This is a genomic window from Enterobacter sp. CPE_E890 (assembly GCF_046521475.1).
GTDB lineage: Bacteria > Pseudomonadota > Gammaproteobacteria > Enterobacterales > Enterobacteriaceae > Enterobacter > Enterobacter adelaidei.
This window is the reverse complement of the sequence record NZ_JBKFZW010000001.1, coordinates 2,270,174-2,295,137: the sequence shown is the minus strand read 5'-3', so window position 1 is coordinate 2,295,137 and position 24,964 is coordinate 2,270,174. Positions and strand designations below refer to the sequence as shown.

Annotated in this window: 25 protein-coding genes and 2 pseudogenes; 14 read left to right on the top strand and 13 right to left on the bottom strand. The window is 51.5% G+C overall.

Translation table 11 applies throughout. The features are described from left to right. Position 1 precedes the first annotated feature (1 nt). Positions 2-1,210, bottom strand: a complete 1,209-nt coding sequence (locus tag ACLHV9_RS11385) for an MFS transporter (protein WP_410375972.1) — start codon at positions 1,208-1,210, stop codon at positions 2-4. Positions 1,211-1,658: 448 nt separating this feature from the next. Between ACLHV9_RS11385 and ACLHV9_RS11380 the strand changes: the two genes are divergently transcribed. Continuing rightward, positions 1,659-2,333: an MgtC family protein gene (locus tag ACLHV9_RS11380; RefSeq protein ID WP_410375971.1), complete on the top strand. Its 675-nt coding sequence runs from the start codon at positions 1,659-1,661 to the stop codon at positions 2,331-2,333. Positions 2,334-2,597: 264 nt separating this feature from the next. Further along, complete coding sequence (locus ACLHV9_RS11375) at positions 2,598-2,816, top strand: cold shock domain-containing protein (protein WP_028017562.1); 219 nt, start codon at positions 2,598-2,600, stop codon at positions 2,814-2,816. Between the two features lie 90 nt (positions 2,817-2,906). Here ACLHV9_RS11375 and ACLHV9_RS11370 read toward each other — a convergent pair whose 3' ends face one another. Then, positions 2,907-3,071: a YnfU family zinc-binding protein gene (locus tag ACLHV9_RS11370; protein ID WP_218064858.1), complete on the bottom strand. Its 165-nt coding sequence runs from the start codon at positions 3,069-3,071 to the stop codon at positions 2,907-2,909. A 148-nt stretch (positions 3,072-3,219) separates the two neighbouring features. Between ACLHV9_RS11370 and ACLHV9_RS11365 the strand changes: the two genes are divergently transcribed. Beyond that, positions 3,220-3,447 (top strand): hypothetical protein, encoded by a 228-nt coding sequence (locus tag ACLHV9_RS11365; RefSeq protein ID WP_028017563.1) that lies wholly within the window; start codon positions 3,220-3,222, stop codon positions 3,445-3,447. 159 nt (positions 3,448-3,606) lie between these two features. On the opposite strand, the gene dcp is transcribed toward ACLHV9_RS11365, so the two are convergent. After that, positions 3,607-5,640 carry a peptidyl-dipeptidase Dcp gene (gene dcp, locus ACLHV9_RS11360; RefSeq protein WP_410375970.1) on the bottom strand — a complete coding sequence of 678 codons (2,034 nt, stop codon included), beginning with the start codon at positions 5,638-5,640 and terminating at the stop codon, positions 3,607-3,609. A 267-nt stretch (positions 5,641-5,907) separates the two neighbouring features. On the opposite strand from dcp, the gene ydfG reads away from it, so the two are divergent. Both ydfG and ACLHV9_RS11350 read left to right on the top strand, forming a co-directional pair. After that, positions 5,908-6,654, top strand: coding sequence for a bifunctional NADP-dependent 3-hydroxy acid dehydrogenase/3-hydroxypropionate dehydrogenase YdfG (gene ydfG / locus ACLHV9_RS11355; RefSeq protein ID WP_028017565.1), 747 nt, complete (start codon positions 5,908-5,910; stop codon positions 6,652-6,654). 91 nt (positions 6,655-6,745) lie between these two features. Then, entirely contained in the window at positions 6,746-7,432 is a 687-nt protein-coding gene (locus ACLHV9_RS11350) for a GntR family transcriptional regulator (RefSeq protein ID WP_028017566.1), read from the top strand. A 35-nt stretch (positions 7,433-7,467) separates the two neighbouring features. Here ACLHV9_RS11350 and ACLHV9_RS11345 read toward each other — a convergent pair whose 3' ends face one another. Beyond that, a complete protein-coding gene (locus ACLHV9_RS11345; RefSeq protein ID WP_028017567.1) occupies positions 7,468-7,899 on the bottom strand; it encodes a universal stress protein in 432 nt (143 codons plus the stop codon). A gap of 286 nt (positions 7,900-8,185) precedes the next feature. Here ACLHV9_RS11345 and ydfZ point away from each other — a divergent pair, with 286 nt between their 5' ends. Continuing rightward, positions 8,186-8,389 (top strand): putative selenium delivery protein YdfZ, encoded by a 204-nt coding sequence (gene ydfZ / locus ACLHV9_RS11340; RefSeq protein ID WP_014831738.1) that lies wholly within the window; start codon positions 8,186-8,188, stop codon positions 8,387-8,389. A gap of 43 nt (positions 8,390-8,432) precedes the next feature. Here the strand turns inward: ydfZ and ACLHV9_RS11335 are convergent, their stop codons facing one another. The 5 genes from ACLHV9_RS11335 to ACLHV9_RS11315 all read right to left on the bottom strand — a co-directional run bounded on the left by ACLHV9_RS11335 (position 8,433) and on the right by ACLHV9_RS11315 (position 14,246). After that, entirely contained in the window at positions 8,433-9,896 is a 1,464-nt protein-coding gene (locus tag ACLHV9_RS11335; RefSeq protein WP_410375969.1) for a mannitol dehydrogenase family protein, read from the bottom strand. Between the two features lie 222 nt (positions 9,897-10,118). After that, positions 10,119-11,486, bottom strand: a complete 1,368-nt coding sequence (locus tag ACLHV9_RS11330) for an MFS transporter (protein ID WP_134708354.1) — start codon at positions 11,484-11,486, stop codon at positions 10,119-10,121. Between the two features lie 73 nt (positions 11,487-11,559). Beyond that, positions 11,560-12,579, bottom strand: a complete 1,020-nt coding sequence (locus ACLHV9_RS11325) for a Zn-dependent oxidoreductase (protein WP_410375968.1) — start codon at positions 12,577-12,579, stop codon at positions 11,560-11,562. 14 nt (positions 12,580-12,593) lie between these two features. Then, complete coding sequence (gene manD, locus ACLHV9_RS11320) at positions 12,594-13,808, bottom strand: D-mannonate dehydratase ManD (RefSeq protein ID WP_108090004.1); 1,215 nt, start codon at positions 13,806-13,808, stop codon at positions 12,594-12,596. Between the two features lie 111 nt (positions 13,809-13,919). Beyond that, a complete protein-coding gene (locus ACLHV9_RS11315; RefSeq protein ID WP_028017572.1) occupies positions 13,920-14,246 on the bottom strand; it encodes a YnfA family protein in 327 nt (108 codons plus the stop codon). 152 nt (positions 14,247-14,398) lie between these two features. On the opposite strand from ACLHV9_RS11315, the gene ACLHV9_RS11310 reads away from it, so the two are divergent. Beyond that, positions 14,399-14,737: a DUF1283 family protein gene (locus ACLHV9_RS11310; protein ID WP_028017573.1), complete on the top strand. Its 339-nt coding sequence runs from the start codon at positions 14,399-14,401 to the stop codon at positions 14,735-14,737. Next, on the top strand, positions 14,737-15,297 hold the full coding sequence (gene speG / locus ACLHV9_RS11305) for a spermidine N1-acetyltransferase (protein WP_028017574.1): 561 nt from the start codon (positions 14,737-14,739) through the stop codon (positions 15,295-15,297). The genes ACLHV9_RS11310 and speG overlap by 1 nt, the downstream gene beginning before the upstream one ends. A 17-nt stretch (positions 15,298-15,314) precedes the next feature. Here speG and ACLHV9_RS11300 read toward each other — a convergent pair whose 3' ends face one another. Continuing rightward, a complete protein-coding gene (locus ACLHV9_RS11300) occupies positions 15,315-16,025 on the bottom strand; it encodes a YnfC family lipoprotein (RefSeq protein ID WP_028017575.1) in 711 nt (236 codons plus the stop codon). 104 nt (positions 16,026-16,129) lie between these two features. Here ACLHV9_RS11300 and ACLHV9_RS11295 point away from each other — a divergent pair, with 104 nt between their 5' ends. From ACLHV9_RS11295 to ACLHV9_RS11270, 6 genes and pseudogenes are all read left to right on the top strand, one after another. Then, positions 16,130-16,396, top strand: a complete 267-nt coding sequence (locus ACLHV9_RS11295) for a DUF1161 domain-containing protein (protein ID WP_028017576.1) — start codon at positions 16,130-16,132, stop codon at positions 16,394-16,396. 131 nt (positions 16,397-16,527) lie between these two features. Beyond that, positions 16,528-18,966, top strand: coding sequence for a selenate/tellurate reductase subunit YnfE (gene ynfE, locus ACLHV9_RS11290; protein WP_410376085.1), 2,439 nt, complete (start codon positions 16,528-16,530; stop codon positions 18,964-18,966). A gap of 94 nt (positions 18,967-19,060) precedes the next feature. Beyond that, on the top strand, positions 19,061-19,675 hold the full coding sequence (dmsD, locus tag ACLHV9_RS11285; protein WP_108090006.1) for a Tat proofreading chaperone DmsD: 615 nt from the start codon (positions 19,061-19,063) through the stop codon (positions 19,673-19,675). A 38-nt stretch (positions 19,676-19,713) separates the two neighbouring features. Next, positions 19,714-20,095: pseudogene (locus tag ACLHV9_RS11280) on the top strand (phosphotransferase family protein); the annotation flags it as partial. 247 nt (positions 20,096-20,342) lie between these two features. Continuing rightward, on the top strand, positions 20,343-22,082 hold the full coding sequence (locus ACLHV9_RS11275) for an LA2681 family HEPN domain-containing protein (protein WP_410375960.1): 1,740 nt from the start codon (positions 20,343-20,345) through the stop codon (positions 22,080-22,082). A 275-nt stretch (positions 22,083-22,357) separates the two neighbouring features. Continuing rightward, a pseudogene (locus tag ACLHV9_RS11270) lies at positions 22,358-22,594 on the top strand (SDR family NAD(P)-dependent oxidoreductase); the annotation flags it as partial. Positions 22,595-22,631: 37 nt separating this feature from the next. Here ACLHV9_RS11270 and tnpC read toward each other — a convergent pair. The 3 genes from tnpC to tnpA are packed head-to-tail and all read right to left on the bottom strand — an operon-like array spanning position 22,632 to position 24,944. Continuing rightward, positions 22,632-24,170, bottom strand: a complete 1,539-nt coding sequence (tnpC, locus tag ACLHV9_RS11265; RefSeq protein WP_003843773.1) for an IS66 family transposase — start codon at positions 24,168-24,170, stop codon at positions 22,632-22,634. A gap of 49 nt (positions 24,171-24,219) precedes the next feature. Then, positions 24,220-24,567: an IS66 family insertion sequence element accessory protein TnpB gene (gene tnpB / locus ACLHV9_RS11260; protein WP_003843771.1), complete on the bottom strand. Its 348-nt coding sequence runs from the start codon at positions 24,565-24,567 to the stop codon at positions 24,220-24,222. Next, positions 24,564-24,944: an IS66-like element accessory protein TnpA gene (gene tnpA / locus ACLHV9_RS11255; protein WP_032939119.1), complete on the bottom strand. Its 381-nt coding sequence runs from the start codon at positions 24,942-24,944 to the stop codon at positions 24,564-24,566. The genes tnpB and tnpA overlap by 4 nt, the downstream gene beginning before the upstream one ends. Positions 24,945-24,964 lie beyond the last annotated feature (20 nt).

Genomic DNA, 24,964 nt, shown 5'->3' with positions numbered 1-24,964 from the left:
GCTATGCCCCACCCGGCGAACTGTCAGTTTCCCATGTCCGATGAGCACAGCGCCACCACAGCAGGACGGCCACCAGGGCAATCGCGCTCAGTACGCTGAACGCCGTCGCAAAAGAGTAATGACCGGCGATCGTACCGGTTAACGCCGGACTCATGGATGCCCCAATCCCCTGCATCAGCATCACCACGCTTTGCCCGGCATTGACGTGCCCGCTTCCGCGCAGCAGCACCACAATAAACGACGGTACCACGACACCCAGGATCCCGGCGGCCAGTCCGTCGAGGATTTGTACCGGTATCATCATTAACGGCGCGTCCGTAGATGCCGCCAGCGCCGCGCGCACCGGCATAACCAGCAGCGCCAGCATAATTAAGCGCCAGTAGCCGTAGCGTTCTATGCGGTGTGCGACCCAGATGGCAACGGGGATCATCACGGCCTGTGAGATGATGACGGTACCCGCCGCATACAAACCGGGGTTAATCGAGGCAGGTGCCGCTGCAACTCTCATGCTCAGCATCGGCAGCAGCGCGGCGTTTGCCAGGTGAAACAGCAGCAGCGTCAGCCCGGTCACAAACAGCGCACGGTTTTTCATCAGCACCGCAAAACCGGGAACCGGCAGGTTCGCCTGAGATGACAGCCCGCGCGCGGCGTTGTTGTCGATATCGCCGTGGCGAATGGCAAGCAGCGCGCAGAGCGTGAGCAGCGTCGTGCAGGTCATCAGCAGGAAAATCCCGCCCACGCCCCAGTACCAGGCAATGCCGCCTGCAATCAGTGCAGTGACAAAGTTGCCGCCGTGATTGAACGCCTCATTTCTGCCCATCTGCGCACTGAACCCGCCCTGGCCGGTCAGCCCCAGCGTTATACCGGCGATCAGCGGCCCCACAAATGCCGCACTGATACCGCTGACAATTTGCGAAACAGCGACAACGCTGTTCTGCTGGCTAAACCAGAGCAGGAGCGTACTGAGGGTGATGAGCAGGCACACCAGCGCCAGCACGGATCGCTTGCTGCGTGAGGTGTCGGTGATAAATCCCGCCGGCAGCGTGGCCAGTAATCCCGCCAGACCACCGGCCGTCATCAGTATGCCGATATCATCAGGGGACCAGTGACGTTCAGTCAGAAAAATACCGAGAAAAGGACCAAGACCATCGCGGACATCCGCAATGAAAAAACTGGTCAGGCACAACGCCCGCAGTGAACGAAGAGACATACTGCCTGCCTTAGCATGTTACAGCCTGTTATAAATACAATCGAGTATACCGGGTATTGTTGAAAATCAGGTGACATCTATAAAACTTTTTCCCGAACTTAAACAATTCATAACGAACGTTGTTTTTTCGCTTTACTCATTATAAAGCCTTATTATACTGGCGATAAATTTACACAGGAGTCCTTCGTTGGAAAGTCACCTTATATATGATACGAAGGTAAGCTAGTGCGATTTCACGCTGCTTACCTGAACGGTGGGCAGCAATCATCTCGACGCGATTGCATCCCGACACTTTAAGAACCGCTATAATTGTGGGTAATCGCTATGTTTCTGTTTACACATTCACTCTTCCCGCCGCCGTCGCGCTGAAAATACGTAGTGTTTAAATGGCGTCATATAGTGCTTTAGCACTGACGTTTATTATTGAATAACGTAAACAGGCGACAGGATGATGTTCCCATATATCTCTCATCTGCTCGCAGCAATGCTGCTGGGCGCAATTATTGGCGCAGAAAGACAATGGCGCCAGCGTATGGCCGGGCTTCGTACCAATGCACTGGTTGCTACAGGCGCGGCAGTGTTTATTTTAAGCTCCGTCTCCACTTCTCCTGATAGCCCGGGGTGCATCGCAGCACAGATCGTCTCCGGAATAGGTTTCCTCGGCGCAGGCGTGATTATGCGTGAGGGAATGAATATTCGGGGTCTGAATACCGCGGCAACGCTGTGGTGTTCGGCCGGAATTGGTGTGCTATGCGGATTAGGCCAATTCTGGAATGCCGCGATGGCCAGCGTAATTATTCTCTGTGCTAACATATTGCTTCGCGAAGCCGCGCAGCGGATTAATCAACTCCCCGCGCTTCACGAAGGCGAAAAATGTTATGTTCTGAAAGTGACCTGTAATGATGAGCATGAAGATGCCGTGCGTCAGAATGTCGTCAAAATGGCACAAGAGCTGACGTTAAGTCTGAAAGCCATTTATTCAACGGCAGCGAAAACAGAAGGAACCACCGAAATTCGGGCTGAAGTGATTACCCGGGAGGAATACCGAAAATTACTCGATTTGATTATGGGTAATATGGGTGGTAATAAAATTATCGCTTCCGTAAGCTGTCATGCAATTTGAACATAAGCCGGGCTCTGTGCCCGGCTACGCGACCACTCAGCAAGCACACGCGCCCAGACGGCTAAAATAAAATTTGCTAATTAATCCTGTCCGTGCATTAATGATCTCGTTGGTTCGATGCAATACTGAATGTAACATTTTACTAAGCAGTCCTCATAACCAGGCGCTATCGCTGATACCCCCTCCTTTTGAGTCCATACGTATACAGTTTATACGTTTCCTATCATAACGTTACTACTTTAAAAGCATTCAAATGGAGTATATATGTCGTCAAAAATTTTAGGTCTGGTTAAGTGGTTTAACGAAGATAAAGGCTTTGGCTTTATCTCCCCGCTTGATGGCAGTAAAGATATTTTTGTCCACTTTTCCGCCCTTGAGGGGGACAGTTTCAACACACTTTTTGAAGGTCAAAAAGTCGAGTTTGCTATCATTAGCGGCAGTAAAGGCCCTGCAGCAGGCAACGTAACGCTTTGCGATAAATAATATCACCACGGACCCGCGATAACGATGACGGTTTTCCTGAGTAGACGGGTCCTTAGCATTGCTTTTTAATTTTCTGGCGATATTATTTTTTTAAAATCGTTGAGAGGACTTAAAAAGAGTATTGCAATATGGGCAAACAAGCTGTGCGCCCTTTTGTACGCGATTATAGCTGTGCTCTGAATCTTTCGAGCAGTTTGGGCAGGGACATTTGACTAAATGATTTCGACGAAATTGCGTATTTTTACGTCCAGACATAGGCTTCTCCTGATTAAATGGACTGCCACAGTACACGTTAAGTCAGGATATTGCTTGCTTTAATTTTCGAAAAAGTTAGAAGAATGAATAAATCAGTCTCTTTGGACGGCATCAGCTTAAAAAATCACGAATGATTACAGGGTGATATATGAAAAAGGTGATAGTGTTCTTTAATGGTAAGCCGAGCAAAGTTATGACCGTGCTTAAGGGCATTACATCCATACGTGAAGAATACCCGAATGGCGAAGAGGTTAATCTTCAAATAATGTCTGCTGGTTTTCCGTCTTTAACAGGCGATCATGATGTTATCTATGTTGCCTCGGATCGGGAACTTACCTCTCAGGAAATACTCGATGCAGCACAAAAATATTTGTGATGTCTCGGGTTCGCAGTTAATTTTTTGAATTAAGATTAGAATAACAATTATGCATCATCATTAGCGCCTGCTTAACGCAGGCTTTTTTTATGACCATTTGTCCTCAACGGTGAGCGGGTCAAGCGGGCGCTAACCCTGGATGACCCGCCAACTATGGCATTACGCGCTCAATCCGCGATTCTCCAGCATCGGTTCAATCTTTGGATCGTGCCCGCGCCAGTTACGATACAGTTCCGCTAAATCTGTACTATTACCACGGGATAAAATCGCCTCACGGAATTTTTGCCCGTTTTCACGGGTTAAACCGCCCTGCTCGACAAACCACTGATAGCCATCGTCCGCCAGCATTTGTGTCCACAGGTAAGCGTAATACCCCGCCGCGTAACCGCCACCAAAGATATGGGCAAAGTAGCTGCTGCGATAACGCGGCGGTACGGCGGGCAGATCCAGCCCCTCTTTTTTCAGGGCGGCGGCTTCAAACGCCTCGACACTTTCAACAGGCTCACGAATACTGTGCCAGTTCATGTCCAGCAGCGCGGCACTGAGTGTCTCCGTCATGTCATAGCCTTTGTTAAACTGAGTCGCACTCAGCATGCTTCTCCGTAGCGCTTCCGGCATCGGTTCACCGGTTTCAAAATGACGGGCGTAATGGGCAAATACCTGAGGATGGCTGGCCCAGTGTTCGTTTATTTGCGACGGAAACTCAACGAAATCACGTGGGGTATTGGTACCCGCGAGCGTGGCGTAGCGCTGGCTGGCAAACAGCCCGTGTAGCGTATGGCCGAACTCGTGGAACAGGGTAATCACATCATCCCAGGAGAGTAGCTCCGGGCGTCCATTACCCGGTTTCTGATAGTTACAGACGTTGTAGATAACCGGACGGGTGGCAAATTCATAGGATTGCACGACAAAACTGTCCATCCACGCCCCACCTTGCTTGGAGTCACGGGCAAAGAAGTCACCGTAGAACAGTGCCATACCAACACCCGTGTGGTCGAAAATTTCCCATACGCGAACGTCCGGGTGATAAACCGGGATATCAAAGCGCTCCACAAAGCGGATGCCAAACAGCTGGCTGGCCGTCCAGAATACGCCATCGTGCAGTACGTTATTGAGCGCAAAATACGGCCTGATTTGCGACTCATCGAGGGCATATTTTGCCTGACGCACGCGCTCCGCATAAAAGGCCCAGTCCCAGGCCTGCACGGTGAAACCACCCTGTTCGTCATCAATGACATTCTGAATATCGGCCTGCTCGCGTTCCGCGCGGGTACGTGCGGCAGGCACAATGCCACGCATAAAGGTAAGCGCGGCGTCTGGCGTTTTCGCCATCTGGTCGGCAATGCTCCAGCTGGCATAATCCTCAAAGCCCAGCAAGCGAGCCTGACGTGCACGCAACGCAGTAAGACGAAGGATCAGCGCGCGCGTATCGTTCTCATCCCCTTTCTGGGTACGCGTCCAGCCTGCGTTAAACAGATTTTCCCGCGTCTGACGATTGCGCAGCGCGGAAAGCGCGGGTTGCTGGGTGGTGTTCAGGAGCGGGATCAACCAGCGATCGTTAAGCTCTCTCTCGGTGGCAGCCTGTGCGGCATCAGCGATTTCGTCAGCGCTAAGCCCATCAAGCTGGTGTGCGTAATCCACCACCAGCCCGCCAGCTTTATCAGCAGCCAGCAGACGCTGATTAAACTGGCTGGTCAGAGAGGCCGCCTCGGTATTAAGCGCCTTCAGCTCGGTTTTTTCTGTCTCATTCAGACGTGCGCCGGCCAGAATAAACCGCTGATATGTCTCCTCAACCAACCGACGGGATTCAGCGTCCAGCGCGGCACGGTCCTGCCAGACGCTCTCCACGCGTGCGAAAAGCGTGTCGTTTAGCCAGATATCGTTCGCCAGCGCGGCAAGTTCGGTAGAGAACTGCTCTTCCAGTTCCTGCAGGTACGCATTGGTGTGTGCGGAGGTCATGGCGAAGAAAACGCTGTTGACGCGCGTGAGCATGGCGCCGCTTTTCTCCAGCGCCAGTACGGTGTTGGTGAAGTCTGGCGCAGTGGTCTGAGAGACAATGGCGTCAATATCCGCCCTCTTCTGGCGAAGCGCTTCATCGAAAGCCGGGCGATAGTGGCTATCGTTGATTTCATCAAAATGAGGTGCCTGGTAAGGTAAAAGGCTGATTTCAAAAAAGGGATTCGTGGCCGTCATCTTTTGCTCCTGAGTACGGGTATCCTCCCAGAGTATACACTTCATCCTTCAAGCTGCCTCTGCGTTGGCTTTCCTCGTTCACCCCAGTCACTTACTTATGTAAGCTCCTGGGGATTCGCTGCGTCGCCGCCTTGATGCAACTTGAATGATATTGTGTATAGGCCAGGCCGCCATCCCCTGCAATGCTGTCATACAAATGTTGCCTTAACGCACCCTCGGCGACCGTGCTATGTTAGTACAACACAAAAAGCGTTGAGGAACAGTGAGATGATTATTTTAGTTACCGGGGCGACAGCGGGTTTTGGTGAAAGCATCACGCGTCGCTTCGTCGCCAACGGACACAAGGTGATTGCAACGGGCCGTCGTCAGGAGCGCCTGCAGGAGCTGAAAGACGAATTGGGTGACAGCATCCTGACCGCACAACTGGATGTGCGTAACCGCGCGGCCATTGAAGAGATGATTACTAACCTGCCTGCCGAATGGCGTGCCATTGATGTGCTGGTTAACAATGCCGGTCTGGCGCTGGGCATGGAGCCTGCCCATAAAGCCAGCGTTGAAGACTGGGAAAACATGATCGACACCAATAACAAAGGACTGGTCTATATGACCCGTGCAGTGCTGCCGGGCATGGTCGAGCGCAACCGCGGCCACATTATCAATATTGGTTCTACCGCCGGAAGCTGGCCATATGCGGGCGGCAACGTCTATGGCGCGACCAAAGCGTTTGTGCGCCAGTTCAGCCTGAACCTGCGTACCGATCTGCACGGCACGGCCATTCGCGTCACCGATATCGAACCGGGTCTGGTTGGCGGGACTGAATTCTCCAACGTGCGTTTCAAAGGCGATGACGCGAAAGCGGGTAAAACCTACGAAAACGCTAACGCGCTGACGCCGGAAGATGTCACTGAAACGGTGTGGTGGGTGGCGACGCTGCCGAAACACGTCAACATCAACACCGTAGAAATGATGCCGGTCAGCCAGAGTTTTGCCGGACTTAGCGTCCATCGTGGCTAACTGAGCCCTTCCCGGCCTGCGGGCCGGGTCTGTTTCGGGTTATAAAAAAATGGTAGTATGTTCAGGCTAACTCTCTGAGAAATGACAACTCATGGCCGCTGAATCGCAACTCAATCCCACCCAGCCAGTAAACCAGCAAATCTATCGCATTTTGCGACGTGATATTGTCCATTGCCTGATCCCACCGGGTACACCGCTTTCTGAAAAAGAGGTGTCCGTGCGTTTTGACGTTTCCCGTCAGCCGGTGCGCGAAGCGTTTATTAAGCTCGCAGAAAACGGTCTGATTCAGATCCGCCCGCAGCGCGGCAGCTATGTGAACAAAATTTCACTCTCTCAGGTGCGCAACGGCTGTTTTGTTCGCCAGGCGATTGAATGTGCCGTCGCGCGCCGTGCTGCAACGCTTATCAACGACAACCAGTGTTATCTGCTGGAGCAAAATCTGCACCAGCAGCGCATTGCGATAGACCGTAAACAGCTCAATGATTTCTTCCTGCTGGATGACGAATTCCACCAGAAACTGGCGCAGATTGCCGATTGCCAGCTGGCCTGGGACACCATCGAGAACATTAAGGCCACCATCGACCGCGTGCGCTACATGAGCCTCGATCACGTCTCCCCGCCGGAAATGCTGCTCCGCCAGCATCATGATATTTTCAGTGCGCTTGAAAAACGCGATGCCGACGGTGTGGAAAAAGCGATGACACTGCATTTACAGGAAATTAGTGAATCTGTGCAGCTTATTCGCCAGGAAAATAGCGAGTGGTTCAGCGAAGAGTAACATTTGCCGCACCCCTTACGGATGCGGCGAAGAAATTAACGAACGACTAATACCGGAATAGTGGCGTAGCGCAGAATAGATTCCGCATTTGAACCAAGCAGATGAGTGGTGATGCCCGGGTTTTTCGACCCGATGACGATCACATCATATTCCCCCTCCTTGCTCAGCTTGATAATTTCATCGCGGACATTGCCAAAACGAACCATGCCGTGAATATTCTCAGGGGAGATATCGAACAGTCTCTTTAACTCGTTCATTTTCTTCCCGGATTCAGCGGTCATATACTCTTCAAACTTTTTAATATCAGCGTTAAACCCGCGCAGCAGTGAGCGACTGCTGGCCGGAAGAATGTTGACCAGGGTAATCGACGCACCCTCAGCCTTTGCCAGGTTGGCCGCATGGCGTACCGCTTTATCGCTTAACTCCATTTCAAACACATCAACAGGCATCAAAATCTTCTTATACATAAGCCTGACTCCTTATTCCGATGAAGGGTTATTTCCTGCCTCCAGAATGGCATCAGAAATATAAACCAACCCTCAACGCTTCCCTATCGAAACTATCAGCTTATGAAAATAACGGTCTGCTTTGTAAATTGCTGTCGTGAACCGTCAGCACTCGATGCAATAAACAAAAAAGTGTGAGTTTGATCAAAAACAAAAACATGAAGCGCGGACAGGCGTATTTATATGCCCCGTGAACGGCAAACCTGAATTAGCGCCGTAACGGATAAGTTAGAGAGGAGAATATACCATGATGACATACGACCGTAACCGTAATGCAATTACCACTGGCAGCCGCGTCATGATAAACGGCACAGGCCATACTGGGGTCATTAAAGCGATCCATAGCGACGGTCTTGATGCCGCGCAAGTGCGTCGTAGCAAAACGGTGGAAGTGGAAGGATGCGAAGGTAAGTTCGAACCGATTGAACTGATTCGCCTGGGTATGCACTAAATTGTACCCGTACATGCCGCCGCGAACGGCGGCATGAGATGAATTATCGTTGCGCGGCGTACTGTGCCACCGTGGCTTTTGCTCCCTTCTGTAGCAACGTCTGATACGCGCTCATCACCGCATTCACAAAGCTAGCCTCTTCAGGTAACTCTCTGCCAAAAATAGCCTCGATGCCAAGCAGGGCTTTCACACGGCTTTCCCCCTCGGTACTTCCCTTCACTGCCGCCTGAATCACGGCCAGTTGCGGATCGCTCACCTCAATGGTATTACCCTGTTCATCCACACCGCCAACATAGCGCATCCAGCCAGCCACACCCAATGCCAGTAGCGGGAACGGCTTTTGATGCACCAGGTGCCAGCGCACAGAATCCAGCATACGCTGCGGGAGCTTCTGGCTACCGTCCATCGCAATTTGCCAGGTTCGATGACGCAGGGCCGGGTTACTGTAGCGAGCAATCAGCAGATCGGCATAATGACCTAAATCGACGCCTTTCACTTTTAAGGTTGGCGCCTGCTCGTTGAGCATCAGCTTATGCGCGGCAAGGCGGTAATTCTCATCCTGCATACAGTCGTTGATATGCTGGTAACCCGCCAGATAACCAAGATAGGCAAGGAATGAATGACTGCCATTGAGCATACGCAGCTTCATCTCTTCAAACGGAATAACATCTGACACCAGCTCGGCCCCGGCTTTTTCCCATTCAGGACGCCCGGCAACAAAGTTATCTTCAATCACCCACTGGCGGAACGGTTCACAGGCCACTGCCGCCGGGTCGAGCACGCCAGTCAGTTGTTCGATTTTATTCAGCGTGTCTACCGTTACTGCAGGCACGATGCGGTCCACCATCGTTGACGGGAAGGTGACACTGGATTCAATCCAGTCCGCCAGCTCACCATCGACAGCGCGAGCATAAGCACAGGTGACATTGCGCATCACATGGCCGTTCTCCGGCATGTTGTCACAGGACATCACGCTGAAAGCAGGCAGACCCGCAGCTTTACGGCGCGCCAGGGCTTCAACCACTACCCCGGGTGCGGATGTCGGGTGATGGGGGTTTTGCAGGTCGGCGGCAATTAACGGATGATCGAACATCAGTTGCCCGGTCGCGGGTGAGTGACAATACCCTTTCTCGGTGATCGTCAGCGAGACAATTGCCACCTGCGGTTCACACATCGCGGCCAGCACGGTCTCCAGCCCGTCAACCTGCGCATGGAGTGCTTTTTTGACCACTCCGACCACGCGAGATGTCCATGCATTGGCAGACATCTCCGCCACGGTATAGAGGTTATCCTGCGCGTTGAGATCGGCAATCTGCTGCTCGCCGCCAATCAGGTTTACTTCACAATAACCCCAGTTGCTGCCGTGTTCCGCTGCGAGAATGTCGGTATAAACCGCCTGATGCGCACGGTGAAATGCGCCGAAGCCAAGATGAACAATGCGTGCCTTCAGGTCGTCGCGAGTGTACTGAGGAAGCGTGGCTTTCGCCTGTAATAACCGGTTTTCCATGATTAAGACTCGTTAAGTAGAACGCTGTGAACCACTGCCGCTCATTGACCAGAGCGGCAGTGCCTGCTGACTACACCAACTAGAATGGCAGTTGGGGTAAAAAAATAACTGCCATTAACCATACTGATACTTCAGTTTGAAATTTTGATTTATATTAACTTTTGTTCATGTGGTGTGACACACGCTGAAAGTTGTGTGACAAATTACTCAAGTTATAAACCATCAGCGCCGTGAGGAGACGGCTCCGTAGCTTACGGACTCTTCTGGCGCGACTTCCGCTGCATCTTGCGCCGCGCTCAGATCACGGTCACGCACTTCCGGCATCAGGAATGCAGAAACCAGCCCAATCACGGAATAGGCCACCAGCATGGCGACAATCGGCCACCAGGAGCCGGTCATATTGCAGAAGATCCCGGCCAGCACCGGACCAAACCCGACCGCCACCAGTCCCCCCGCCTCTTTTGAAATAGCCATACGGGTAAAGCGATTACGTGAGCCAAACATTTCCGCCATAGTGATGTTTTCCAGCGCAAACAGCCCCAGAACGGCAAAATTATGGATAACGATGATCGAGAGCATAATCACGCCCGGCGCATAACTTTTATCAACGATGATCGACAGCATCGGGTACGCCAGAATAATGGCGGAGATATTCAGGATAATGTACGGCAGACGACGACCCACTTTATCCGACAGCCAACCTAACAGTGGGATGGTGATAAACCCGAGAATCGAACTGATCATCAGCGCATCAGTGGGAATCGCTTTATTAAACAGCAACGTCTGAACCAGATAACCGGCAAGGAACGTCTGAATCAGACCTGAGTTACCCGCCTGACCAAAACGCAAACCTGTTGCCAGCCAGAAGGATTTGCTCTTAAACATGGCACCTAAAGATGTATCGGGAACCACGGTCTCTGTATCGCTGACTTTCTCAAATACCGGGCTCTCTTTGAGATTCATCCGCAGCCAGATGGCGAAGATCATCACCACCACACTGGCAAGGAACGGTACGCGCCAGCCCCATGCGAGCAGCTGTTCACGATCGAGGGCAAAGAACATCACTGCCCAGATAGCCGTTGCGCTCAGCGTCCCGCAGTTGGTCCCCATCGCCACCAGCGAGGAGATAATGCCGCGTTTCCCTTTCGGGGCATATTCTGCCAGCATGGTCCCGGCTCCGGAGATCTCTGCCCCGGCACCCAGCCCCTGAATAATGCGCAGCGTCACTAACAGAACAGGTGCAAAAATCCCGATTTGCGCATAGGTCGGCAGGACACCGATGAGGGTGGTACAGATCCCCATCATCGTGATGGTGATGAACAACACTTTTTTACGGCCGATGCTGTCCCCCATTCTGCCAAAGATAAAGGCCCCCACGATGCGCGCAATATAGCCTGCACCGTAGGTTCCCATCGCCAGGATCAGCGCCATCGCAGCAGACTGTTCCGGGAAGAAGATCTCATGGAAGACCAGGGCGGCGCCAAGCGAGTAGAGCTGGAAATCCATAAACTCCAGAGCGGTGCCCAGCCAGCCGGAGACGGCGGCTTTCACCAGATCGGAGGTCGTTCTTTGAGGTTGTATTTGCGTCATAATGGCTATCTCTGAAAGGTAAGATGCGTACCACATAGAGCCTGTCTGCGCAGGCTCTTAACCGCGTGAATTATTATTTGTCGAATGTCAGCAAGACCTTGCAGCACTGCCGCTGATCTTTTTCAAACAGTTCGATGGCGTCTGTTACGTGGTGATAGTCAAAGGTGTGCGTAATCAATTTTTCAGGGTCGATAAGCCCCTTTTCCAGCCAGTCAATGACGACCGGGAATTTGTTGGCGTTCAGGCGTGAAGAGAAAATCGTCAGCTCTTTACCGGTGATGCCCTGCTGAGCAATCTGACTCGGCTCGCTTGAGAAGCCCATCAGCACGATGCGCGCCGCCGGAGAGGCCAGCGTAATGGCCTCCTGCAAAATCGCCGGATGACAGGCGGCATCAATGATTAACGTCGGTTTGATGCCTTTTTCCTCCAGCGCGGCCTGCAACGACTGCTCGCCGTTATTCAACACCCAGTCCGCGCCGCTGCGCTGGGCCATTTTCAGGCGTTCATCGATGCGGTCAACCACGATAACCTGCTTCACCTTGTAGACGCCCTTCAGCGCCTGAACGGTGACCAGCCCCATCGGTCCTGCGCCGTATATCAGCGCAACGTCCTGCTCGGTGGGGTTGGCCTGCCCCGTCACGTTGGCGGCAATGGTGAAGGGTTCAACCATGACGGCGTGTTTATCCGGGATCGCGTCCGGGATAGGCCAGGCATTTTTAGCAGGTACTGCCGCATAGTCGCTGAAGCCGCCGTCACGGTGAACGCCCAGCACCACCAGCGAGGTGCAGACGTTCGGTTTTCCGACGGAACACGGATAGCAGTGCCCGCAGCTGATCACCGGGTCAACCGAGACGCGCTGGCCCAGGCGCGAACTGTCGACGCCCTCGCCCACTGCATCAATGACGCCAAAAAATTCATGGCCGATCACTCGCGGATACTTCGCAAACGGGTTATGCCCCCGGTAAATATGGCTGTCTGAGCCACAAATCCCGGCCAGTTTAATGCTGACACGCACTTCTCCGGCAGCAGGTTCCGGGCGTGGACGCTCTTCAATTACCAGTTGGTTCGGCTGCTTGATCACTATGCTTTTCATCGTTCGCTCCTCACTTACCAGTTCCACAGTGTGCCGTCTTCAAGACGCGCCACCGGCAGATAGGCAGGATCGTACGGATACTTCGCTGCCAGCTTTTCATCAAATTCAATACCCAGGCCCGGCTTATCGCCCGGGTGCATATAACCGTTATCAAAGCGCCAGCTGTGCGGGAAGACCTCCAGCATCTGTTCGGAATAGCCCATATATTCCTGCACGCCAAAGTTCGGTACCCACAGGTCGAAATGCAGCGCGGCCGCATGGCACACTGGCGAGAGATCCGACGGGCCGTGTGAACCCGTACGCACCTGGTAGAGCGAGGCAAAATCCGCGATGCGGCGCATCCCGGTGATCCCCCCCGCATGGGTAATGGTGGTACGGATATAGTCGATAAGCTGCTCCTCAATGAGCTGCTTGCAGTCCCAGATGCTGTTAAACACTTCTCCCACCGCAATTGGCGTAACGGTGTGCTGGCGGATCAGGCGGAAGCACGCCTGATTTTCCGCAGGCGTGGGGTCTTCCATCCAGAACATACGGAATTCTTCGATGCTTTTGCCGAAACGCGCCGCTTCGATGGGCGTCAGACGATGGTGCATGTCGTGCAGAAGATGTTCATTGAAACCAAATTTACTGCGTACCGCGTCAAACAGCTTTGGAGTGAAGTCGAGGTATTTTTCGGTGGACCAAAGCTGCTCTTCCGGCCAGTCTCCTTTCGTGGCAGGCTCATACGCCAGCCCTTTCCCTTTTGACATGCCGTAGGTGGTTTTCATGCCCGGTACGCCACACTGGACGCGGATCGCTTTAAAACCCATCTCTTTGTGACGGGCGTAATCTTCCAGCACGTCGTCAAGGGTGTGCCCGGTGGTGTGGCAATAAACCATCACCCCTTCCCGGGACGCGCCGCCCAGCAACTGGTAGAGCGGCATGTTCGCCGCTTTGGCTTTGATGTCCCACAATGCCATATCCACGGCAGAGATGGCCGACATGGTAACCGGGCCACGACGCCAGTAAGCACCTTTATAGAAAAACTGCCAGATATCTTCGATGCGGTGGGCATCACGACCAATTAACTGCGGGCAGAGGTGATCCTTCAGATAAGACGCTACGGAAAGTTCGCGCCCGTTTAGCGTGGCGTCGCCAAGACCGATAATCCCCTCGTCGGTAGTGATTTTAAGCGTGACAAAGTTCCGCCCCGGGCAGGTAACAAACACGTCAGCCGCGACAATCTTCATAATTCCTTTCCTTACATCGTTGGTTGTGATGTTGGAAATTTACTCAATTACACTACTACCATACAAGTATAATGATCATAAAATCAGCGAGCGGTCACAAAAACCAGGCGCTCAGGCTCGCCCCCATCCCGCAACAATAATCAGCATACCGCACAGGGCAATCAGCGCGCCGGCCCAGTCGTATGCGCTGAGTTTTACTCCATCCACCACGCGCAGCCACAGCAGTGCGGTACAGACATAGACTCCACCGTAAGCCGCATAGACACGACCGCTGGCTGCCGGGTGTAGCGTTAACAGCCAGACAAACAGCGCCAGCGCCACGCCGGCCGGGATGAGCAACAAGACCGTTCCGCCCTTCTTCAGCCAGAGCCAGGGCAAGAAGCATCCGATGATTTCGCAGAGCGCGGTGGCGAAAAAAAGGAGTGTGGTTTTGATCATATTTAACGTTGTATGAGGATTTATTTAGACATCATACCTGATGATGTCCTTTACTTTTCCATACCCTGGCTACGGGTATGACGTAATTTTACTTTGGTGTAGAATCTGAACGGGATAACGTGATTATCTGCACTCACTTAAAAGGAAACGCGATGACTACATTAAGCAAACGCCTTTGTCTGACAGCCCTGCTGGCGCTGTCATCGTTCGCCTTTGCCGCCTCAGCAACAGCGGAAACCAGTAAACTCGTTATTGAGTCTGGTGATAGCGCGCAGAGCCGCCAGAACGCCGCCATGGACAAAGAACAATGGAATGACACCCGCAACCTTCGTCAGAAGGTTAACAAACGTGCGGAAAAAGAGTGGGACAAAGAAGATGTCGCTTTTGACGCGCGTGATAAATGCCAGCAAAGTGCAAACGTTAATGCTTACTGGGAGCCAAATACCCTGCGCTGCCTGGATCGCCGTACTGGCCGCACGGTAGCGCCTTAATGTCAGCGCCCTGTGATATAAAACTCCGTCCGCTGGAGCGTGAAGACCTGCGCTTTGTCCACCAGCTCGATAACAACGCCAGCGTAATGCGCTACTGGTTCGAAGAGCCTTACGAAGCTTTTGTCGAGCTGTCCGATCTTTACGATAAGCACATACACGATCAGAGCGAACGTCGTTTTGTGGTGGAGTGTGAAGGTGAAAAAGCCGGGCTTGTTGAATTGGTTGAAATCAACCACGTTCACCGTCGGGCAGAGTTTCAGATTATTATTTCACCTGAGCATCAGGGGAAAGGTCTTGCTTCACGCGCGGCGAAGCTGGCGATGGATTACGGATTTAACGTCCTGAATCTCTACAAGCTTTACCTGATAGTCGATAAAGAGAACGAAAAAGCGATTCACATCTACCGCAAGCTGGGCTTTATGGTGGAAGGTGAGTTGATTCACGAATTCTTTATCAACGGTGAATACCGCAATACCATTCGCATGTGCATCTTCCAGCACCAGCACCTGGCCGGACACAAAACCTCCAGTGCCAGCCTGCTGAAACCTACCGCGCAGTAACCTGCGCGGCTTTATGCTCAGTAGTACTCAATCGTGTTTTTGATCGTGTATTTGCGCTCAACGGCGGGTTTGACGCTATCGTCCGTTATTGTGAGATCGCAACTGACAGGATTATTATGACGATCGTAGTCGCAGCTCTGCTTCACGTTGCCCAACGGCTTGTCATTCAGCATGCTCACTGCCGAGTAATCCATTCTTTTGCGAATATCCTTAGACGGTGTCGACTGTACGGATAAATGCTGATCCCCGGAGACGGTGGTTTTACCCAGCGGGTAACCGTCCGCGTCGTAGCGGTACTTCACCTCCATCTCTTTGCCGTGCGCCGCCACCACAAAACCGTTATCGTCGGTATCCCACGTCACCCCGGCTGATGGTAATTCCGCCAACTGGCACTTTCCCTGCAGTTTCACTTTGCGCTGCTGAGTTTCCGCATCAAGGTAGTAGTTGGCATCCAGCACCAGCGCCACACCGGTGTTAGCCTCGAGGTCGTGCAGCTCCAGGGTATCGAAACACCCTTCTGTCGACACGGTACCGGTGACCCGTTTAGACACTTCCCCTTTTTCATTGAACAGCGTCTGGGTAAAGTCTTTGACCGGACCGCGCAGAGGGTCAAAATCAAACTCATTCGAAAAGCTCGCCATCTCGGGGGTAAACGACAGCGGCGCGGTGTTGTTATCACACCCCACCAGTGTCGCTGCCAGTAGCGTTATCGCTGCGTATTTATTCACATTCATTACCGTACAGAGAGATTATTCCCAATCATATTAGCAAATACAGTTGTTTACACGAAGCCTGCTAAAATTAATCTACACACAGAGATAAGGAGCTACAGATGAAACGGTTACCCTGGATTACCGCCCTGCTGTTAATGAGTGCTTCAACGGCCGCGCTGGCGGCACCGGATTCCTGCGAACGCGTGAAAAGCGACATTCAGCAGAAAATCATCAACAACGGCGTGCCGGAGTCAGGTTTTACCCTGAGCATTGTGCCAAACGACCAGGCTGACCAGCCGGGCACGCAGGTGGTGGGTCATTGCGCCAACGATACCTTTAAAATCTTGTACACCCGTACGGGCAACGGTGCTGCTGAAGCTCAGTAATTCACCCTCAATCCCCTTTGATTTGATGAGGATTAATATTTAATACCCCCAAATAAGTAACACTCACCCCATCATTAGCCCGGTTGTAATTACGGGAAAAATAATACGCAATTATAATGATGGGGTGAGCCATGTCCGATACTGAACATCACGGCGGAATTAGCCGTCGAACACTCGTGAAATCTACTGCCTTAGGTTCTCTGGCGCTTGCCGCCGGTGGTTTATCGTTGCCCTTTGGCGTGAAAAGCGCCGCCGCTGCGGTGCAAAACGCCATAAGCCCCGTGGAAGATAAAGTGGTCTGGGGCGCCTGCTCGGTCAACTGCGGTAGCCGCTGCGCATTGCGTCTGCATGTCCGTGACGACGAAGTGTACTGGGTCGAAACCGATAACACCGGTGAGGATATTTACGGTAATCACCAGGTTCGCGCCTGCCTGCGCGGGCGTTCTATTCGGCGTCGCATCAATCACCCTGACCGTCTGAACTACCCGATGAAACGTGTGGGAAAACGTGGTGAAGGCAAATTCGAGCGTATTTCGTGGGATGAAGCGCTGGATACGATCGCCCGCAACCTGAAAGGTGTGGTGGAAAAATACGGCAACGAGGCGGTTTACATTAACTACTCCTCCGGTATTGTTGGCGGCAATATCACCCGCTACTCCCCCTATGCTTCTCTGGTCGCGCGCCTGATGAACTGTTACGGCGGTTTTCTGAGTCATTATGGCACCTACAGCACCGCGCAAATCGCCTGCGCGATGCCGTACACCTACGGCAGCAATGACGGCAACAGCACGTCTGACATCGAAAACACCAAACTGGTGGTGATGTTCGGTAATAACCCGGCGGAAACCCGCATGAGCGGCGGCGGAATTACGTATTACCTCGAGCAGGCTCGCGAGCGTTCCAACGCGCGCATGATCGTCATCGACCCGCGCTACACCGACACCGCAGCAGGACGTGAAGATGAATGGATCCCGATCCGTCCAGGCACCGATGCCGCACTGGTGGCCGGTATCGCCTGGGTATTAATCGACGAAAACCTGGTCGACCAGCCTTTCCTGGACAAATACTGCGTTGGCTACGACGAAAAAACACTCCCCAAAGGCGCTCCCGCTAACGGCCACTACAAAGCCTATATTCTCGGCCAGGGCGACGACCAAACAGCCAAGACCCCGGAGTGGGCTTCACGCATTACGGGCATACCGGCAGACCGCATCATTAAGCTTGCGCGCGAAATTGGCTCCGCAAAACCGGCCTGTATCTGTCAGGGCTGGGGGCCACAACGTCAGGCTAACGGCGAGTTGACAGCCCGCGCCATCGCCATGTTACCGATTTTAACCGGAAACGTGGGGATCAACGGCGGTAACAGCGGCGCGCGTGAGTCGACGTATACCATCACCATCGAACGTATGCCGTTGCCGGATAACCCTGTAAAAACGCAAATCTCCTGCTTTAGCTGGACGGATGCCATCGCCCGTGGACCGGAAATGACCGCCCTGCGCGACGGCGTTCGCGGTAAAGATAAGCTTGATGTGCCCATCAAATTTATCTGGAACTATGCAGGCAACACCATCATCAACCAGCACTCGGATATCAACAAAACCCACGACATCCTGCAGGACGAAACCAGGTGCGAAACCATCGTGGTGATCGACAACTTCATGACGTCATCGGCGAAATACGCCGATATCCTGCTGCCGGATCTCATGACCGTCGAGCAGGAAGACATCATTCCCAATGATTACGCCGGGAACATGGGTTACCTGATTTTCCTTCAGCCCGTGACCGCACCGAAGTTTGAACGCAAGCCTATCTACTGGATCATGAGCGAGGTGGCGAAACGTCTTGGGGCTGATATTCATCAGAAATTTACGGAAGGCCGTACCCAGGAACAGTGGCTGCAGTATCTGTATGCCAAAATGCTCGAAAAAGATCCGCAGCTGCCGTCGTATGATGAACTGAAACAAATGGGCATCTATAAGCGCAAAGATCCCAATGGGCACTTTGTGGCTTATAAAAAATTCCGCGATAACCCGGAGGCTAACCCGCTGAAAACCCCTTCGGGTAAGATTGAGATTTACTCCAGCAAACTTGCAGAGATTGCGGCAACCTGGGAACTGGCCAAAGATGAAACCATCAGCCCTCTTCCGGTTTACGCTTCGACGTTTGACGGCTGGGATGCTCCCGAGCGCACCCAATTCCCGCTGCAGCTGTTCGGTTTCCATTTTAAAGCTCGCACTCATTCGAGCTATGGCAACGTCGACGTGCTGAAAGCGGCCTGTCGTCAGGAGGTCTGGATTAATCCTGTTGATGCTGAAAAACGTGGTATTAAAAACGGCGATACGGTGCGCGTCTTTAACGATCGCGGTGAGGTGAGAATTGAAGCGAAAGTCACACCGCGCATCATGCCCGGCGTGAGTGCCATGGGACAGGGAGCCTGGCACGACGCCAATATGAACGGCGATCGTATCGACCATGGCTCTTGTATCAACACACTGACAACTCACCGCCCGTCACCACTGGCAAAAGGCAATCCGCAGCATACCAATCTGGTGCAGATTGAGAAGGCGTAGTGAGTAAAGTGAGTGACCGTGGTTTATTCTATGTTCTGTATTACCGGTTAAAACAGTCGCGCGGGTAAGCACCCGTGCGAGCAAGGAAGGTTTAATGAAAGACATATCGCATCGTGAATCGTTAGCGTTTAGCGCCCGGGTACTGGGCGCGCTGTTTTATTTTTCTCCTGACAGCGAGCAGGCTGCACCGCTGGTGCAGGCCCTTTGCGCTGGTGAATGGCTTCAGGACTGGCCCCTGCCATCGGAAACGCTGCTACCTGTTGCCGATACGTTTTCCTTATCTTCCGATGAACCGCTGACGGACGCCTGGCAACGGCTGTTTATCGGCCCTTACGCCCTAGCCGCTCCGCCATGGGGTTCCGTCTGGCTCGACCGCGAATCCGTGCTGTTTGGCGACTCGACTCTCGCGCTGCGCCAGTGGATGCGGGAAAACAATATCGCCTTTGAGATGCAGCAGAACGAACCGGAAGATCATTTCGGTACCGTGCTGCTGCTTGCGGCGTGGCTGGCCGAGAATGGCCGCGAGGCGCATTGCGATCAGCTTCTGGCCTGGCATCTATTGCCGTGGAGCACCCGCTTCCTGTCAGTGTTTGTCGACAACGCCGGGCATCCGTTTTATACCGCGCTGGGCAAGCTCGCACAGTTGACGCTTGCGGACTGGCAATCAAGGTTAATTATTCCGGTAGCCGAAAAAACGCTCTACCGCTAAGGGTTTTGGCTTGCTTATGGTTGAAGGGTTGGCTGTAGCTCCTGGCATTACCTGATAAAACTGCACAGCAGCTACGGATTTTTCAGAAATATAGTGATGTTTTGTTTGGTAACCAAAACCTGGTATCAGGCGATAGCAATGCCAACAACTGGGGAAGAAGAGAAAACGGTGCTTTAGTTCTTTTCGACTGGGAAAGATTTGGAAAAGGGAGTGCTGCTATCGACCTTGCGCCTCTGATAAAAGGCCAGGGAACGAAGCGAGCATTTATTGCTATTTCTAAACGCTATTGCCAAAGCATGGATTGTCACAGAAGTCATTGTGCTGCTCAATGAGCGGCAAAAAGCAGCATTTCCTTTGTATCTCAACTGGTATAGAGAACATCTTCCAGACTGGTTAGATGATGTCGTCAAAATGCTATGAATGAACAATGGCCCAGTTACAGACAATGATGTCCGCTTTGTGCCAGAAGCGGAAGTTGAACCAATGCGCTATGTTAATTTGTAAGGAGTAGATCACTTTTTATGTTCCTAAACTTAAATACTAGCTCAGCATTATCGACAAAATCCACACATCATAAATAATTGGTTAAATAGTATATTTATATGTTTACTTTTAAATCGAAACTTGCCATTCAGTTCGTATGAACAGTTAAGGAGTCATTTTGTTATTGGAAAAAGATAAACTGGACGAATTTAGTAAACGTGCGGATGAATACATCATCAAAGGTGATCATGTTTCTTTATCTGCGTTAGTCGAGAGTTTTACAGAACAGGATTTCACCTTTACTCACCCCTTATACGAGGCACATTATCTTTACTGCTTAGGAAATTGTTACTCTGTACTTTATGAAACACGTAAAACTGAGTGGTATTCAGATGATTTGATGAAATCGGTCATCTTTTACAGGAAAGCTTTATATGCGCTACCTAAAGAAGACTGGAGAGAACACGATAATAATACTCATGCGTATAATAGTCTTAGGTCTATGATTGAGACAAATTTAGCTAATCGGCTTTCATCACAAGGCAGAACGCTATGTTGCATTCCCCACTATGATAAAGCTATTTCTATAGATAATAATCTCGTTGCAATTATAGCAAAAGCCAATAATGAAATTTTTCTTGGCCATTCACTTTATGATAATGGGCATTCAGAATATCATTATTATATCGCTTATGAACTTGTGAAAAAAGGAATTGAAAATATTGATCAACTATATCCTGAACAAAGAGCGCCACTTGAGAAAGGCGGAAAATTATTAAACTTTAAAAAATGGTTCGAGGAATTATTCGAAACATCGGACTTCGATTATGTTAAAGAGTACACTGAAAAAACCACATCTAAAAAACAGAAAAAATATTTAGAATGGTGCGCTAGTAAAAGTCTCTTTCTTAATGATTTGAATGATGCTTGTGAGTACCCGATTACTTATCAGGATGTTTTCGAATTACCCTCATTTGTTCGATCGCTTAATAGCTCTCTCACCATGTCTGAAGAATTATCTTATCACGGTAATTATGATGAATTAAAAAATGATTACTGTTATGCTCGGTACTTGATTTTTTCTTCAAAAGATATACCAGATGATACCCCTCATATGTTCAACTCAACATATCAACATGTTGAAGATATGACTTACTCAATTAATAACATGAAGATTGCTCAGTATAAGTCAGCATTCAGAACAGTATATTCAATCTTTGATAAAGTAGCATATTTAATTAGTCGCTTCTTTGATTTGAATGATCTGAAAGATGACAAAAAAATCAGTATAGATAATTTATTTCGTGATTTCAAAGGTAATAATACCAAATGGAAACCACATAAAAAACTGAAGGATAGCGACAACCATTTTATTCACGCTTTATTCTATATATTAAAAGATATCCGCAAAGTTGGTGACTCTGATTCAGCAACAAAGTGGTTAGATCCAAATGCAGTGGCATTTGCAGAAATTAGAAATGCTATGGAGCATCGTTCATTAAAAATAGTTGATGATTTCGGCTATGAACTTGCAAAATCACACAACATTTATAATGATGAAGAATTTAGAAAGATGCAAGCAGAAGTTAATACACTACCAGATGAAATTAGGGGTGGAAAATTAAAAATGGAGCAAGCCAGAAAAGAAGGGGCTAATGATTTAGCTCAACATCTCGAAGAGGATGTTAATAAAATGAACTCAAGGCTTGCAGATCTAAAATCAAAGATCTATGAAAAAGAAAAACTGTCTTCTCACTCTCTTTTAATACCAATAAGCCAATTTGAATCAAGGCTCATGCAACTCATTGGATTAGCTAGAAACTCAATAATCTATTTATCATTAGCTATCTATTTTGAAGAGCGCAGGCGTCCAAGAGATGGTATCTACATGCCAAGAGAAGTACCACTAAAGCAAAGTTTGTGACTGTTCTAAGAGCATTTTTAATATCAGAGTGAAATTTATTCCATATGGGGGCATTAATGCCCCTGACCTGCTCCCGTAAATTAACATACCCCAATGTCAGGTCCGCTCCTCGCTCAGAGCGGACGGACTGACTGACTGACTGACACGCTATTAAAAAGATTGCAGTACAACTTATCCAACCCGTCGTCTAAAAATGGCACTAACTGAAAGACGCCAATCCCTCTCCTCATGTATATCTTCATCCATACATAGTCATTAAGAAAGGATGAATGAAGATGCTAAAAGGTAAGAGGGCTGTGATTACCGGTGGTGGCGCGGGATTTGGTCAGGCGGTGAGCGTGTGGTTGGCACGAGAAGGCGTCGAGGTAGATTTTTGCGCGAGGCGTGCCAATGATATTCAAAAAACTTGCAGTATCATCTCGGCTGAAGGCGGAATTGCGAAAGGATATATCTGTGATTTAACCCAGCCTGAATCCCTTTCTCAGTTCTCTTCAAAGTTGTTAACTTCAGACGTAAGCGTACAGCGAGAACCGTATTGACGGGAACGGGTTATTCAGTTGGCAGGGTTATTCGCCAGGGTAACAGTTCGCTGACCTGATTGACCGGCCAGTCAGCTATGACGTTGAGCACATGACAGAGATACCTCTCTGGCTCCACGCCGTTCAGTTTGCACGTCCCGATCAGGCTGTACAGCAGTGCTCCGCGCTCACCACCGTGGTCAGAGCCGAAGAACAAGAAGTTTTTGCGGCCCAGGCTGACCGTCCGCAGCGCATTTTCAGCGATATTGTTATCGGCTTCAGCCCAGCCATCGTCTGCATAGTACGTCAGTGCTGGCCACTGGTTCAGTGCGTACGCGAACGCCTTCGCCAGCTCTGAGTGTCGCGACAGCGTTTTCATCTTTTCACGCAGCCAGCTTTCCAGGGATTTCAGTCGCGGTTTAGCTTTCTGCTGACGCTCACCAAGACGCTGCTCTGCCGGCATTCCCCGTATTTCAGCCTCGATAGCATACAGTTCGCCTATCCGTTTCAGGGCTTCCTCCGTCAGCACTGATGGAGTACGAACGTGCACATCATGGATCTTGCGGCGGGCGTGAGCCCAGCAGGCTGCTTCAGTTATCTGTCCATTGCGGTACAGCTCGTTGAACCCGGCGTACGCATCCGCCTGCAGAACACCGCTGAAGCCCGCAAGATGGCTCTGCGGATGGATGCCTTTTCTGTCCGGGCTGTAAGCGAACCACACGGCCGGCGCCAGCGCTGACCCGGCGTTGCGGTCGTCGCGAACGTACGTCCACAACCGCCCGGTCTTCGTCTTTTTATTACCTGGTAACAGTACCGGGACGGGCGTGTCATCGGCGTGGAGTTTGCCACCCATCAGGACATAGTCCTGAAGCGCCTCTTCCAGCGGCGACAGTAGCCGGCAGCATGCATCCACCCAGCCCGACAGCAGTGAGCGACTCAGTTCCACGCCCTGGCGGCCGTATATTTCAGACTGGCGGTACAGTGGTGTGTGCTCTGCATACTTTGAGGTCAGCACGCGGGCCAGCAACCCCGGGCCGGCGATACCCCGCTCAATGGGCCGTGAAGGCGCCGCTGCCTGCACGATCGCATCGCACTGAGTACAGGCATGTTTTTCACGTACTGTCCGGATAACCCGGAAGGCGCTGCGCATCAGCTCCAGCTGTTCGGCGGCATCTTCACCCAGGTAACTCAGCGAACCACCGCACTCCGGGCAACAGGATTCTGCCGGAAGCATACGCTTTTCATCACGCGGGAGTGATTCGGGGAACGGTCTGCGGGTGCGGGTCTGACGCAGCGAGCGCTGCACTTCCGGGTCATCCACACGACCGGTCAGCGTATCGCTTTCTTTCTGAAGCACCTTCAGGTCAGCTTCCATCTGTGCGATACGACGGGATACTTTTTCGGAACGGCTGCCGAAGTTCATCCGGCGGAGTTTATCCAGCTGCGCCTGCAGGTGGTCTATTTCGCGCTCACGGTCGGCCAGCTTTTCCAGCAGGGCGCGGTTCAGCGCTTCCTGTTCGGCAAGCCGCTGTTTCAGCAGAAGGATTTCGTCAGAAGAGGTGTCGTTCATAAGCCCGTATTTTACCAGGCTTATTCAGCAACAACCAGGATAAAGAGGCCTACAACATGGTCAGAGATGTCAGCAACCGTTTAGGTTGTCGCCAGTCGATGCCTTCCATCAGCATCGCCAGCTGGGCCGGGGTCAGGAACACTTTGCCATCACGGGCAGAGGGCCAGGCGAAGCGACCACGCTCCAGCCGTTTGGTCAGCAGGCACAGCCCGTCGCCGGTGGACCACAGCAGTTTGACCTGGTTGCCGCTGCGACCCCGGAAGATGAAGACGTGGCCGGACATCGGATCGTCTTTCAGCGCCGTCTGTACTTTTGCGGCAAGACCGTTGAAGCCATTTCTCATATCAGTGGTACCGGCAACCAGCCAGATTTTGGTACCTGTTGGTAACGGGATCATCGCTTCAGCTCCTGTATCAGCAGAGCCAGGAACTTTTCGCTGACAGTGCCGTTGAGGCGGAGCGTCCCGTGCCGGAACGTTATCTCACAGCTGATACTGAGGGCTTCCGGGCTCTCAGTGGGCGGCTCTGGCTGTACGTCAGCGGCATCGAGAGTCACAGGAAGTAGCTGCGGGTTCTCTGAAGAAGGTAATAGCAGCTTTCCCTCGCGCCATTGTTGGCGCCATTTGAACAGCAGATTGGCGTTAATGCCATTTTCAAGCGCCAGTTTTGAGATGGATGTTCCTGGTTCGCAGGAGGCAGCAACGAGTTGTTGCTTAAACTCAGGAGAATAATTAGGGCAGCCTTTTCGCCTGCCGGGAGTCACATTTTTCTGCATATCTGACACTTTGGTTCCCA